Annotated in this window: 9 protein-coding genes, 2 tRNA genes and 1 pseudogene; 6 read left to right on the top strand and 6 right to left on the bottom strand. The window is 64.0% G+C overall.

The features are described 5' to 3' along the window. Nucleotides 1-33: 33 nt before the first annotated feature. Nucleotides 34-1,368 (bottom strand): RNA-guided endonuclease InsQ/TnpB family protein, encoded by a 1,335-nt coding sequence (locus C4301_RS03685; RefSeq protein ID WP_352413756.1) that lies wholly within the window; start codon nucleotides 1,366-1,368, stop codon nucleotides 34-36. Between the two features lie 592 nt (nucleotides 1,369-1,960). On the opposite strand from C4301_RS03685, the gene C4301_RS03690 reads away from it, so the two are divergent. Beyond that, the gene (locus C4301_RS03690) at nucleotides 1,961-3,139 is read left to right on the top strand and encodes an MFS transporter (RefSeq protein ID WP_352413757.1); all 1,179 of its coding nucleotides are present in this window, start codon (nucleotides 1,961-1,963) and stop codon (nucleotides 3,137-3,139) included. Here C4301_RS03690 and C4301_RS03695 read toward each other — a convergent pair. Next, nucleotides 3,075-3,926 (bottom strand): annotated as a pseudogene (locus C4301_RS03695) (DUF72 domain-containing protein). The gene C4301_RS03690 and the pseudogene C4301_RS03695 overlap by 65 nt on opposite strands. 23 nt (nucleotides 3,927-3,949) lie before the next feature. On the opposite strand from C4301_RS03695, the gene recF reads away from it, so the two are divergent. Beyond that, nucleotides 3,950-4,978 (top strand): DNA replication/repair protein RecF, encoded by a 1,029-nt coding sequence (gene recF / locus C4301_RS03700; protein WP_352413758.1) that lies wholly within the window; start codon nucleotides 3,950-3,952, stop codon nucleotides 4,976-4,978. Next, nucleotides 4,966-5,739, top strand: coding sequence for a DciA family protein (locus C4301_RS03705; protein WP_352413759.1), 774 nt, complete (start codon nucleotides 4,966-4,968; stop codon nucleotides 5,737-5,739). Before recF ends, C4301_RS03705 begins: the two co-directional genes overlap by 13 nt. A 24-nt stretch (nucleotides 5,740-5,763) precedes the next feature. Here C4301_RS03705 and C4301_RS03710 read toward each other — a convergent pair whose 3' ends face one another. The 4 genes from C4301_RS03710 to hemQ form a co-directional block, all read right to left on the bottom strand. Beyond that, nucleotides 5,764-6,456, bottom strand: coding sequence for a DNA/RNA nuclease SfsA (locus C4301_RS03710; RefSeq protein WP_352413760.1), 693 nt, complete (start codon nucleotides 6,454-6,456; stop codon nucleotides 5,764-5,766). Between the two features lie 27 nt (nucleotides 6,457-6,483). Next, a tRNA-Ser gene (locus C4301_RS03715) sits at nucleotides 6,484-6,576 on the bottom strand. A gap of 8 nt (nucleotides 6,577-6,584) precedes the next feature. After that, a tRNA-Ser gene (locus C4301_RS03720) sits at nucleotides 6,585-6,675 on the bottom strand. Nucleotides 6,676-6,719: 44 nt separating this feature from the next. Continuing rightward, nucleotides 6,720-7,460 (bottom strand): hydrogen peroxide-dependent heme synthase, encoded by a 741-nt coding sequence (hemQ, locus tag C4301_RS03725; RefSeq protein ID WP_352413761.1) that lies wholly within the window; start codon nucleotides 7,458-7,460, stop codon nucleotides 6,720-6,722. Nucleotides 7,461-7,498: 38 nt separating this feature from the next. On the opposite strand from hemQ, the gene C4301_RS03730 reads away from it, so the two are divergent. The 3 genes from C4301_RS03730 to C4301_RS03740 all read left to right on the top strand — a co-directional run. Then, nucleotides 7,499-8,548, top strand: coding sequence for a mechanosensitive ion channel family protein (locus tag C4301_RS03730; protein ID WP_352413762.1), 1,050 nt, complete (start codon nucleotides 7,499-7,501; stop codon nucleotides 8,546-8,548). Nucleotides 8,549-8,554: 6 nt separating this feature from the next. Next, complete coding sequence (locus C4301_RS03735) at nucleotides 8,555-10,864, top strand: coiled-coil domain-containing protein (RefSeq protein ID WP_352413763.1); 2,310 nt, start codon at nucleotides 8,555-8,557, stop codon at nucleotides 10,862-10,864. Between the two features lie 4 nt (nucleotides 10,865-10,868). Next, nucleotides 10,869-12,820: RelA/SpoT family protein (locus C4301_RS03740; RefSeq protein WP_352413764.1), on the top strand; the 1,952-nt coding region annotated here is incomplete at its 3' end.

The raw sequence follows: 12,820 nt of genomic DNA on the forward strand, positions 1-12,820 counted from the left end.
GGGGTTTGAGACGGGTGTGACCTCCTCCCCCCTCTAAAGAGGGGGGCTAGAACGTAGCCCCTTTGGGGCTGACCCCCCTTCACCGACGAGGCTTATGCGCACGTAGGGATTGCTCCCCACCGTGCGCACAGCGGCCCTCATCTCCAGGGGCGTTGCTTCGGGTCGGTCCAACCCTAGGGCGTCTTTAGGAGGGATGCCAAGCCCCTTCCTTTCGGTGTTTGGCCCCTCGGGCCAAAGCAGCAGGATGACCAGAGCGGCATTGTGGTCCCGGTCCGCTTTCCACCCGCAGGAACAACGGATGTACCGGTCGGAAAGCGTCAGGTCCAGCCGGGCGCCACACTGGAAGCACTCCTTGGAGGTGGTTTCGTACGGCTCCACCACCAGCGTCGCCAGGCTTTGCTTTAACCTGGCTTTCAGCCCGCCGATGGCTGTGAAATGGACCTGTTTTCCAAAGAGTCCTTCCTTCCAACCCTTCACCTGGTCATCCTGAAGAACCACGGTTGGGTAGCGCCTGAGAAAGGAGAGGATCTTGTTCTGAATGTCCTTCTTTCGATTGTTTAACCTCTCGTACTCCCTCCTCAAAAGGCGGCGGGTGTGCTCGCGATTCTTTGAACCCTTCTTCTTTCGGGAAAGGATGCGCCCGAGTCTCTTGACCCGGCTGGAAACAGGGACTTCGTACCCGAACTGCAGGCCGCCCGATAAGGTGACCTGGGTCTTGATCCCAAGGTCAACACCCACAGGCTTCAGCTTTTCGTTTGATGGATTGCTAAGGGTGTTTCGCTCCGCGAAAGCACGGGGAACGTAGACCACCAGATGGACGTAGAACCCGCTGGGCTTTCTGATTAGAAGGGCGTTTGCAATCTCATACGCCCTGGGGAGCTGGTGAAGGCCCAGGACTCTGAACCATCCCAGCTTCTGAAGCCGGACCCTGTTCCTTTCGGAATCGATCTCGTAGGTTACTCTGTGCTGCTTGAAGGGAATGCTGTTGACGAAGGGCTTGAACTTGAGTGGGCCTGCGTGGACACCTTTTTTCTTGAGCCTCTTCAACGAGGCCAGGTTATCCTTCAGACGGTCTTGGATCTCCTGTTTGACCTGGGAGCCCAGTAGGATAAGCCGGCGGGTTTCATAGGTGTCCTTGACCTTGACCTGGACCTCAGCGACCTTCCCCGCGTCAAGGTTCAGGCGATTCTGCAGATCTTCGAGAAGCCAGTTGTAGAGCCACTTGGCCTCCAAAAAGGCTCGGTTCAGATCCGCCACCTGCTTCTTTGAGAGGTTCTGCAGCTTGAGCTCAATGACCATGGGCCGCTGGGACTTGCGCCGTTCCCGGGTAGCCTGGATGGAAACCTTGATGCGTTCGGCCTTGGTCATTCCTACAGACATTATACGCTCCCCTCATAATCAAGCCACGCTGGTCAGGCGCTACCGTACCTTGGCGCGTAATAATGGTGTTCCCTTCGGGAAGCACAATAATGGTGTTCCCTTCGGGAAGCACAATAATGGCGTTCCCTTTGGGAAGCACAGCCATGTGGTGTCCCCTGGGGAGCACGGGGGGTCCATGTATCCCCCCATTGAAATGGGGGGCATTATAGCCCCCCAGACCCCCCTTTTCTGTAAAGGGCCTCGAGGTCCATCGGCTCGGCGAGGAGGGCCAACACCAAGGCCTCGAGGCGCCGCGTTCTCACATGGAAGAGTCTACCCTGGACCCGGACAGACCCCTGGGAGACCGATACGCAAAGGGACCACCCCAGGGAAGAGGCCCCCACGGATGCAGCTGAGAGCGGTTGGCCGGGAGAGATAAAGGGGGCAAGAAGGGGCGGGCGGCCGCACCAGGCCCTGGGTGACCCACTCCCCCTGGTCTTCCTGGCTGAGCCCAGGGGGAGTGGGTCCTTGCAGCGTCTCCGGTGGCCTGACCGATTGCAAGCCTTTGCACCGAGACTCCCCACGGCGTAACATGGTCCTCATGCCGCCCTTGGCCCTCCTCTTCCTTACCCTTTTTAACAGCATCTTGGGGCTTTCCATCCTCTTCCCCATCCTGGGCCCCTTGGCCCGGGAGCTGGGGCTTACAGAGCTCCAGGTGGGGCTTTTCTCCACCGGCTACGCCCTGATGCAGTTCCTTTTCTCCCCCTACTGGGGAAGGAGAAGCGACCGGGGCAGGAAGCCCGTCCTCCTCCTGGGCATCTTGGGCTTCGGCCTTTCCTTTGGCCTTTTCGGCGTCTTCGCCACCCTGGGGGAAAGGGGGGTCCTCCAGGGAACCGCCCTCTTTCTCCTCCTCCTTTTGGCTCGACTTCTCGGCGGTATCCTCTCCTCCGCCACTTTGCCCACCGCCCAGGCCTATGTAGCCGACCTCACAGGCCGGGAAAGCCGGACCGGGGGCATGGCCCTCCTTGGGGCGGCCTTCGGGCTTGGGGTGGTCTTTGGCCCGGCCTTAGGGGCCCTCCTTTCCCGCTATGGCCTCCTCGTCCCTGTCTACTTCTCCGCCGGCCTCGCCTTTTTAAACGCCCTCTTCGTCCTGCGCTTCCTCCCCGAGTCCCGGGCTCAAGAAACCGTCCGACCTCCTCGGGTCTCCCCTTTGGACCCTCGGTTCTGGCCTCTTCTAGCTTTGGGATTCATCCTCTCCCTCTCCTCCGTGGCCCTGGAGCAGACCGTGGCCTTCTACTTCCAGGACCAGCTGGGCTTAACGGGGACGGAGACCGCGCGCAAGGTGGGGCTTGCCCTGGTCTTTTACGGCCTGACGGCGGTCCTCATCCAAGGCGGCCTCGTGCGGACCCTGAAGGCCCCTCCGAAGACGCTCTTCTTTCTGGGCCTTCCTGTGGCCTTCTTGGGCTACCTCGCCCTGCTTTTCGGAAAGGGGTATCTCCTCCTCACCTTGGGCCTTGTCCTCCAGGGCGCGGGGCAGGCCTTGGCCACCCCCGGCGTGACCGCGGCGCTTTCCCTAAACGCCACCGGGGAGGAGCAAGGAGGGGTGGCGGGGCTCAACGCCAGCGCCCAAGCCCTGGGCCGGATGCTGGGGCCGATTTTGGGGACCGGGCTTTACGAGCTTTACCCCAGCCTCCCTTATCTGGCCAGCGCCCTTCTCACGCTTTTGGGCCTGGCCCTAGCCCTGCGGCTTCAAAGAGAGACCGAAAGGTCTCGAGGTTGAAAAGGGCGTGCCCCTTGGAGGTGTTGTTGAAGATCACCCAGGCCTCCTGCAAAACCCCTTCATGAGCCTTTAGAACCTCCACGAAACCCTTGAGTTCATCAGGGCTATACCGGTAGTCGTACCGCTCGGCGGCGGAGGTGGCCTCGTGCCAGGCCGAGCGGTTGCGGCCGGAAAGCCGGAGGTAAGCGGTGCTCGAGGTGGGCACGAGCCGGAAAGGGGGAAGACCTGGCAAGGGAGGGTAGTCGGGCGCCACCAGGATAAGCCCCCTTTCCCGGAAGGCTGCAAACACCTCCTCCCGGTACCAGCTCAGATGCCGGAACTCCACCGCAAGCCGCTCCCCTTCAAACCGAGCGACGAGCTCGAGGAGGTAGCGCCGGTTTTCCCTCGTCCGGTGAAAGCTCTGAGGGAACTGGGCCAGAAAGGGCCCGAGAAGCCCCGCCTCCTTCAGGGGAGAAACCGCACCTTTCAGGCGCGCGTAGGCCCCTCGGTGTTCCCTTCGGGAAGCAACGGGCTTTGCGCTTCGCTCGTGGGTCATGCTCCGGTGGAGCTTGACGGAAAAGCAAAGCCGGCCCCCACTTTTTCTTAAAAGGCCCGCAAAGGTCTTCTCCCCAGGGTTGCTTCCCCGTTAGGGGAACACAGAGAGGGCGTAAAAAGAGGCGTTGAACTCGAGGGCGTTGAACCGCTCGGCGTAAAACCGGATCCAGTCCTGGCGCCTCGACCCCTCAGGGTATAGGAGGCCCACCCAGTCCTGGTAGGCAAAGCCCCCCGTGCCCAGAAGAAGCCGCATGGACCCAGTATAATGGGACTTCGGTGCGCCTTCTTTGCCTTCGACAAAGGCATTTTCGCAATCTTCGCACCCCCGAGGTCACCCCTCCTAGAGGCCCCTTCGCCCTGGTGGGAGGAAACGCCCAGGGGAAGACCTCCTTTCTCTTGGCCGTCCATCTGGTCCTAGGAGGGGAGGTGCGAGGAAGTCTCGTGGATCAGGTCCGGTTCGGGGAGAAGGAGGCCTGGGTCTACGCGGAGGTGGAGACCGAGCTCGGGACCTACCGCCTCGAGGCCCGCATCGGACCCGAGGGGCGGAATGTCCTCCTAAACGGAGCCCCTGTTCCCCTCAAGGAGGTCTACACCCTGCCGGGCTCGGTCCTTTTGGGCCCGGAGGACCAGGAACTGGTCTACGGGGGGAAGGAGGAGCGGAGGAACTTTCTGGACCGGCTCCTCTCGAGGTTTTCCGAACGGTACCGGGTCCTCCTTTCCGCCTATGAGAAGGCCCTCCGCCAGCGGAACGCCCTCCTCAAAACCGGCCAGGACCTCGCCCCCTGGGACCAAGCCCTGATCCGGTACGGAACCGAGATCCTCCTCATGAGGCGCAGGCTCTTAAAACGCCTTGCCCCCTTGGCCCAGGAGATCCACCGCGCCTTGGCCCCCGGGGCCCTGGAGCTGGCCCTTGAGGAGACCGCCCCCCCGGAGGGGTTCTTAGAGGCCCTCAGGGCCAGGCGGGAGGAGGAGAGGGAAAGGGGCATGACCCTGGTGGGCCCCCACCGGGACGACCTCCTCCTCCTCCTTAAGGGCCGCCCGGCTCCTCGTTTCGCAAGCCGGGGGGAGGCCCGGGCCATCGCCTTGGCCCTCAGGCTTTCCGAACACCGTCTGCTCTCGGAGCATTACGGCGAACCCCCCCTCCTCCTCCTGGACGAATGGGACCAGGAGCTGGACGAAAGCCGGCGCCTGGCCCTTCTCGCCTACGCCCGGGCCCAGCCTCAGGCCCTTCTGGCCAGCGCCGAACCCCCCCCGGGCCTTCCCGTATGCTGGGTGGAGGAAGGGGTGGTCCGATGCGGCGGCTGAGGGAAGTCCTGCCTAAAGCCCTGCCCAGATCCTGGCAAAAGGGACTCCAGCGGGGGCGGATCCTCGCCCACTGGAAAAGGGTGGCCGGAAGCCCCCTGGACCGGTTGAGCGAGGCGGTGCGCCTGGAGGAGGGGGTTTTGTTTGTAGAGGTGAACGACCCCGTGCTGCTCCACCACCTCACCTACACACGCATGGAGTTTCTGAAAAAGTTTGAGGAGGCCTTCCCCAAGGCGGTGCGGGAGATCCGTTTCACCCTGGCCAAGGCCCCTTGGTCGGGTCTCACCGGGTCCTTTTCCGAACCCGCCGCCCAGGCGGAAGACCCGAAGGCCTTGGAAAAAGCCCGGGCCCTTTCCGCCCACGCCCCCCCAGGCCTGGAGGAAGCCGTACAGCGGGCGGCCTTGGCCCTTCTCAAACGCCGCCAAGGGGAACCCTGCCCCATCTGCGAAGCCCCAAGCCCCCTCCACCCTTGCCCCACCTGCCGCCGCCTGCTTAAGGACCCCCTCGTAAAGAAGGAGGCCCGCCGCCTCGCCCAAGGCCAGGCGGCACGGCTCGAGGGCGAGCCCCACCAGGTGGCCCTCCACCTGGCCAAGGAGCAGCTCAAGGCCCAGGTTTTGGAGCTCTTCCCCCAGGTGGTGCGGGCGGGGCCGGAGGAAAAGGAGGCCCTCCTTCCCCTTCTTGCCGACCTGGCCGGGCGCTACGCTGCGCTTGCGGGGTGGGAGGCCCTTCCCCCGGCGGTGAAATCCCTTCTCGGCACCCCCTAGGAGGGGGTGGGCCCCAACGCCGGATCAATCCAAGAAGGGCAAAGGGCCAAGAATCCGGAGGCCCGCTGGGCTGGGTTCCACCAAAAAGGCCAGGAGGTTCACCCCCGCCTTTTTGGCCGCTTTGGCGGCTTGGTAAAGGGCCTTGTCCTGCGGGTCCAGGGCAAAGGCCTGGGCCAAGGGGTGCTGGACAAACCAGACCGCATACCCTAAGGGTCCGAACCGGGCCAGGAGCCTGAGGTGCCGCGCCCCCCTTTGGGTGGGGGCATCGGGGAAAAGCGCCAGGGTCCCCTCGAGGCGGTTGCAGTTTTTAGCCTCAAAGATCCGGTCAAGGTCCTCTGGCGCAAAGCCCGGTGCAGCCGATCCCTCGAACCGCACAAGGAAATCCAGCCTTTCCCCGAGGATCAGGACCTCTTTTCGAAGGGCCTCGAGGGGGCCAAACCACCCTTCTTGCAAAAGAAGCTCCAAAAGCCGGCCTGCCCTATGGGCATCCACCCCCACCCAGACCCCCTGGCTTTGGACCAGGACCAACCGGCCCAGGGTCCTCGGAGTAGGCCGGGGAAGGTAGAGGCAGGGGGCACCGGGCCTCAGAAGCTCCGCCATCCGGCCCGAGTTGGGCAGGTGCAAAGGACCCCGGTCCGTCTCGACCAGGAACCGGTTTCTCCGGCTCAAAAAGGTGCAGGGCTTTAGGGGGGCCTCCCAGGGCAAAAAGAGGGCCACGGGGCCATGATAGCGCCCGTGGCCGCCTGGCGGAGAGGGCGGGATTCGAACCCGCGGTACCGGTTTTCCCGGTACAACACCTTAGCAGGGTGCCGCCTTAGACCACTCGGCCACCTCTCCAGGTTGCTTGGCGGAGGGTGAGGGATTCGAACCCCCGGTGGGGCCTAGCCCCACAGCGGTTTTCAAGACCGCCGCCTTAAACCGCTCGGCCAACCCTCCGGGCTTGGCCGCATTTTCCACTATGCGCCAAGCCCCCCCACCTGTCAAGCAAGGCCAAGGAAAGCCCTGAGGCCCGCCTCGTCCAGGCGCTTGCCTACGTAAAAGGGCCCGAACTCCCCGTAGCGGGCCGAGACCTCGTCAAAGCGCATCTCGTAGACGATCTTCTTGAACTGGATGGGGTCCTCGCTGAAGAGGTCCACCCCCCATTCCCAGTCGTCCAACCCTTGGGCCCCGCTGATGACCTGGAGCACCTGTCCCTGGTACTTCCGCCCCGTCTCCCCGTGGGCTTTCATCAGGCTGGCCCGCTCCTTTGCGGGAAGGAGGTACCAGTTGTCCTCCCCTTGGCGGCGCTTGTTCATGGGATAAAAGCAGACGTACCCCGAGGCGGGAAGCCTTGGGGTCAGACGAGGCTTGACATAGGGGGACTCGGGGTCCAAAGGCCCGGTCTGGCTCCCCAGCTCCACCACGGAGTAAAACCCGTAGGCGGGGAGGAGAAAGCGGGAAAAACGGCTCTTGTTGAGCCGCTCCTCCACCCGCAGGAGTTCGTCTAAGCTCTGCCGCAGATTCAAAAAAAGAAGGTCGGCCTTCTGGGTGATGATCTGGTATACGCCGTAAGACCCCTGCCCCTCCCGCTCGAGGCCCGCCCACTCCGAGACCAGGGCGAGAACCTCCGCCAAGGCCATTTCCCGTTCCTCCTTGGAGGCCTCCTGCCAAAGGGGCCAGTTTAGCCGGCGAAAGTCGTGCAGGATCTGCCAGCCTTCCAGGGTATAGGTGGGCTCTGGCATACGCGCATTATACCCCCCTTCCCTTTTAACATGAGGGCATGTCCGCGGTGCACCTGGTCATCGCCCTCTTCCTTTTTCTGATGGTGGGAAGGTTGGGGTCAAAAGCCTTTCTTCTCCTGGGCCGCGCCACCCCCACGGAAAAGGACGACGCCCTCTTCCGCCTTTTGGCCTACGCGTGGTGGGGGGTGAGCCTGGTCTTGGCCCTCTCCTATCTGGTCTACACCCTGGGTCTTCCGCACGAACCCTTCCGCACCTTCGGGGAAAGGCTCCTCCTGTGGATAGGGGCCAAGGGGGTGGCGGGAGGGCTTATCCTCTTCTTCACCTGGGTGGCCTTCCTAAGCCTTCCCCGCCTCCTCGCCCGCCTCCCCGAGCCCGAGGAAGCGTTCAGCCGCAGGCAGGTACGGGCCAAAACCCTGCGCGCGGTGAGCGAGACCGCTTTAAAGGTCCTGGTGGTGACCGTGGGGGGGCTTTTTTTCCTTTCCAATCTGGGCCTGAACATCTCCGCCCTCCTGGCCGGGGCGGGGGTGGCCGGGCTCGCCCTTTCCCTGGCCGCCCAGAACCTCATCCGGGATCTCATCAGCGGTTTTTTCATCCTTTTGGAGGACCAGTACGGGGTGGGGGACGTGGTCAAGATCGGGCAGCTGGGGGGGGTGGTGGAGCGGTTTAACCTTCGGGTTACGGTGCTCAGGGACCTCGAGGGCCGGGTCCACTTCATCCCCAACAGCCAGGCCCAGCCCGTGACCGTCTTGACCCAGGAGTGGGCCCGGGCGGTGGTGGATGTGAGCGTGGCCTACAAAGAAGACCTGGACCGGGCCCTGGGCCTCCTCAGGGAGGAAGCGGAAAGGCTTTACCAGGACTGGAAAGACCGGTTCACCGAGCCCCCTGAGGTCCTGGGGGTCGAGGCCCTGGGGGAAAACGGGGTGGTCTTGCGGGTGGTCTTCCCCACAAAGGCCAAGGAGCACTGGGATGTGGCGAGGGAGTTCCGTCGGCGGATTAAAAACCGCTTTGATCTGGAAGGGATAGAGATCCCCTTCCCTCACCGGGTCGTACGCTTTGGTGGCCCCCTACCGGTGAAGCAGGTAGACTAAAGGCAAATGTACCGTCAGGTGCTCAGCGCGCTCACCCCCTACTTGGGCAGAAAGGCCGAGGCCCTCCTAGAGGAAGGGGCTTTGCGGTTCGGGAAACCCCTCGAGGAGCTTTCGGAAAAGGACTTGGCAACCCTTTTGAAGGACTTGGTCTACAAAGAGCTCCAAGGCCGCCTTCCCAAGGAGGAGGCGAGGAGCATTGTGGAGGGGATCCTGAAAGATCTTGCCCCTCCGGACCTTAAGCCCATCGAAGAAGGCCTCAAGCGCTTCAACCTTTACCTAGACTGGCCCGAGGTGGGGCGGCTCCGCGCCCTTTACCGCAGGTTACAGGCCAGCCCGGACGTGGAGCTCTACCGCGAGGCCAAGGCCCTTTTGGAAGGATTGGAGGAAAAACTGGAAGAGGCGCTTCTTCAGCAGGCGAGGGAGATCGCCTACTTGGAGGAGGTCTTCTCCCGGGTAAAGAACCTGGGCGGGGCCAAGGTGAGGCGCTTAGAGGCCCTTGTGTCCACCATCAAGGAGGCCCAGGGCCAAGGGGTTTTGGCCCAGGCCGAGGTGGAGAGGGCGCGGCAGATCGCCTTGGAGCTTAGGAAGCTGGTGGAGTCCAGCGCCTTCCGGGTCTTGGAGACCCAGGAAAGGCCCCGGCAGGCCCTCGAGGAGCCCATGCCGGCCGAGCCCCCTGAGGGCATAGGCCCTCAGGAAGCCCCCCCGGCGGCCTCACACGACGAAGCCTCGGTTGCTTCCCGAAGGGAACACCGAGAGGACATCCTCCTCACCTTGGATGACTTTTCCGAGGAGGAACTCATCATCGATCTGGACACCCTCCCAGAGGAGGAAAAGCACCGACTCCAGGCCCTGGAGCTCGAGGAGGAAAGGCACCGCCTAAGACGGCTCAAGGAGCGGTATGCCCACGTGCTGAACCGGGTGGACCTAAGCCAGGCCGAGGCCCTTTTGGAAGGGGGTACCCCCTTGGGCGGGCGGCTTTCGGAGCTGGAGGAGGCCTTGAAAAAGGCCGAGGAGGAGCTTAAGGCGGAGGCGCTGGCCCAGCTGATCGCCCTGGAGGAGAGGGCCAGGGCCTTGGAAGCCCCTTGGCTTCTGGAGGAGATCCGCTTAGCCCAGGCCACCCTCCAGGAAGGGGGGTGGCCGGAGCTTTCCGTCCTCACCCGGAAGGTGGAGGAACAGGAGGCAGAAAAAAGGCGGCTTGCCGAGCTGGCCAAGGAACGGGAGGCCCTCATCAGGGAGCTCGATCAAGACCCCAGCTTCTCTGCCCTTTTGGAGGAGGTGAAAAGCCTTCCGGAGGAGCGCCTTTTTGAACTTCCCGCGCTCAGGGAAAAGTACCTGGCCCTCCTTAAGGAAAAGGACACCCGGGCCCACCTCCTGGCCCTTGCCCAGGGGGTTTTGGGGGGGGCGGAGGACCTGCCCCTAGAAGCCCTCAAGGCGAAGCTCCTCCAGGCCCTCAAAGGGCGCCTCGAGGCCCTAAAGCAAAGGGCGCAGGGGCTCGGGGTGGAGCTGGAGCTGAAGGAGGCCGAAGAGGCCCTAGAGAAGGGCCACCCCTTTGACCCGAGGCCCTTGGAGGAGGCCCTGGAAAAGACGCTGGCCCAAAGGCGGGCCCTGGCCCTGGAGGAGCTTTCCCGCCTCGAGGCCCTGGCCCAGCGCTACCGGGGCCTCGGCGGGGAGGCGGTCCTAGCCCGCATCCAGGAGGAAAGGGAAAAACCTCTGCCGGAGGTCCTTCACCTGCGGCAGGCCCTTTCCGCGCTGAAAAGGAAGGCCGAGACCTTTAAAAACACCCTCAGGACGCGGCTCACCGCCTTTTTCCAGGCTTACGAGCCCTTGCGCACCCTGGAGGGGGAGACCGCCCGGCGGCTCAGGCCCATGGCAGAGCTCTTAAAAACCACCCTGGAACGGTTAGACCGGCTGGGCCCCCGGGGGCTTTTGGAGGTGGAGCGGCTCTTAAAGGAGGCCGAGCCCCTGCTTTTGGCCCTCAAGGAGGAGGAGAAGGCCGCAAGGAGCGTTCTCCGCTCCCTTAAGGGGGAGAACCTGGAGGCCCTTCTGGGCGTCTTCGAGGAGGGGCCGAGCCTGGACCTCCTGCGGCTTCCCAAGGTGGAGACGCTGGAGTTTCTGGAAAACGTCCCCTTTGCCCGCCCCCTGGCCGAGGCCTGGGGGCATCTGGACGGAAGCCTGAGGACTAAAGGAAGGGCGCTGGTGGTCTACTGGGGCTCCAGCGCCTTGGTCCTTGCCCGGCTCCAGGAAAGGCTGGTGGTAGGGCTGATGGACCGGGGTGTGGTCTCCCATTTCCTCCAGAAGGCCCAGGGTCTAAACTAAAAAAGTGGACGATGCACACCCTCTCCTCGAGCGCCTAAGGGGCCGGGTCTCCTACCTGAGCCCGGAGGATAGGGCCCGGGTGGAGGAGGCCTTCTGGTTCGCAAAAGAGGCCCACCAGGGGCAGTACCGAAGAAGCGGGGAGCCCTACCTCACCCACCCGGTGGCGGTGGCGGAGATCCTGGCCGAGCTCCGCATGGACCCCGAGACGCTGATGGCGGGGCTTTTGCACGACACCCTGGAGGACTGCGGCGTGGCCGGCGAGGTCCTGGAGCGCCGCTTCGGCCCCGAGGTGCGGCGGATCGTGGAGGGGGAGACCAAGGTCAGCAAGCTCTACAAGATGGCCGCCCTGGAGGGGGAGGAGAAGCGGGCCGAGGACCTTCGCCAGATGTTCATCGCCATGGCCGAGGACGTGCGCATCATCATCGTCAAGCTGGCGGACCGGCTCCACAACATGCGCACCCTCGAGGCCATGCCCGAGGCCAAGCAGAAGCGCATCGCCCAGGAAACGCTGGAGATCTACGCCCCCTTGGCGCACCGGCTGGGGATGGGCCAGATCAAGTGGGAGCTGGAGGACCTGTCCTTCCGTTACCTCCACCCGGAGGCTTACCACACCCTTGCCGAAAGGCTGAAGGAGGTCCAGGCCACCCGGGAGGAGGTGGTGCGCCGCTCCATTGAGCGCCTCCGTGAAGCCCTGGCCAAGGATGCCCTCCTCCAGGCCCAGCTTTTGGGAATGGAGCTCACGGGCCGGACCAAACACCTCTACTCCATATGGAAGAAGATGGAACGGGAAAACAAAGCCCTGGAGCAGATCTACGACCTCCAGGCCATCCGGGTCATCCTAAGGCCCAGGCCCGCCTCGGACCCCGAGGTCCAGGCCCTTAGAGAAAAGCAGGCCTGCTACCACGTCCTAGGCCTGGTGCACGCCCTGTGGCAACCCATCCCCGGGAGGGTCAAGGACTACATTGCCGTGCCCAAGCCCAACGGCTATCAAAGCCTCCACACCACGGTGATCGCCCTGGAGGGGCTTCCTTTGGAGGTGCAGATCCGCACGGAGGAGATGCACCGCATCGCCGAGTACGGGATCGCTGCCCACTGGCTGTATAAAGAGGGCCTCACCGACCCCGAGGAGATCCGGCGGCGGGTGGGTTGGCTAAGGAGCATCCAGGAGTGGCAGCAGGAGTTCTCCAGCTCCCGGGAGTTCGTGGAGGCGGTCATGCGGGACCTCCTGGGGGGAAGGGTCTTCGTCTTTACCCCCAAGGGCCGGATCATCAACCTGCCCCGGGGGGCCACCCCGGTGGACTTCGCCTACCACATCCACACCGAGGTGGGGCATCACATGGTGGGTGCCAAGGTCAACGGCCGGATCGTGCCTTTGGCCTACGAGCTCCAAAACGGGGACATCGTGGAGATCCTCACCGCCAAAAGCGCCCGCCCCTCCAAGGACTGGCTCGAGTACGCCAAAAGCCGAACCGCCAAGCAGAAGATCCGGCAGTACTTCCGCGCCCAGGAACGGCAGGAGACCCTGGAAAAGGGGCAGAGGACCCTGGAGCGCTACCTGAAGCGCCGGGGCCTACCCAGGCCCACGGACAGCCAGCTGGAGGCGGTGGCCCGGCGGCTCGGCCACCCCCCTTCCCCGGAGGAGGTCTATCTGGCCTTGGCCTCCGGCCGGCTCACCGCCAAGCAGGTGGCGAAGGCCCTCTACCCGGGAAGCCACCTCGAGGCCCCCAAGAAGGAAAAGCCCTTGCGGAACGACCTCGGCATCCGGCTAGAAGGCCTCCTCGAGGCCCCCATCCGCCTGGCCTCCTGCTGCGAGCCCCAAAAGGGGGACCCCATTTTGGGCTTCGTCACCCGGGGCCGGGGGGTCTCGGTCCACCGGGCGGATTGTCCCAACCTGAAGCGCCTCCTCCTGGGCCCGGAGGCCGAGCGGGTCATCGGGGCCTACTGGGAGGGGGTGGG

Origin of the sequence: Thermus sp. (assembly GCF_040290245.1) — a bacterium.
GTDB lineage: Bacteria > Deinococcota > Deinococci > Deinococcales > Thermaceae > Thermus_A.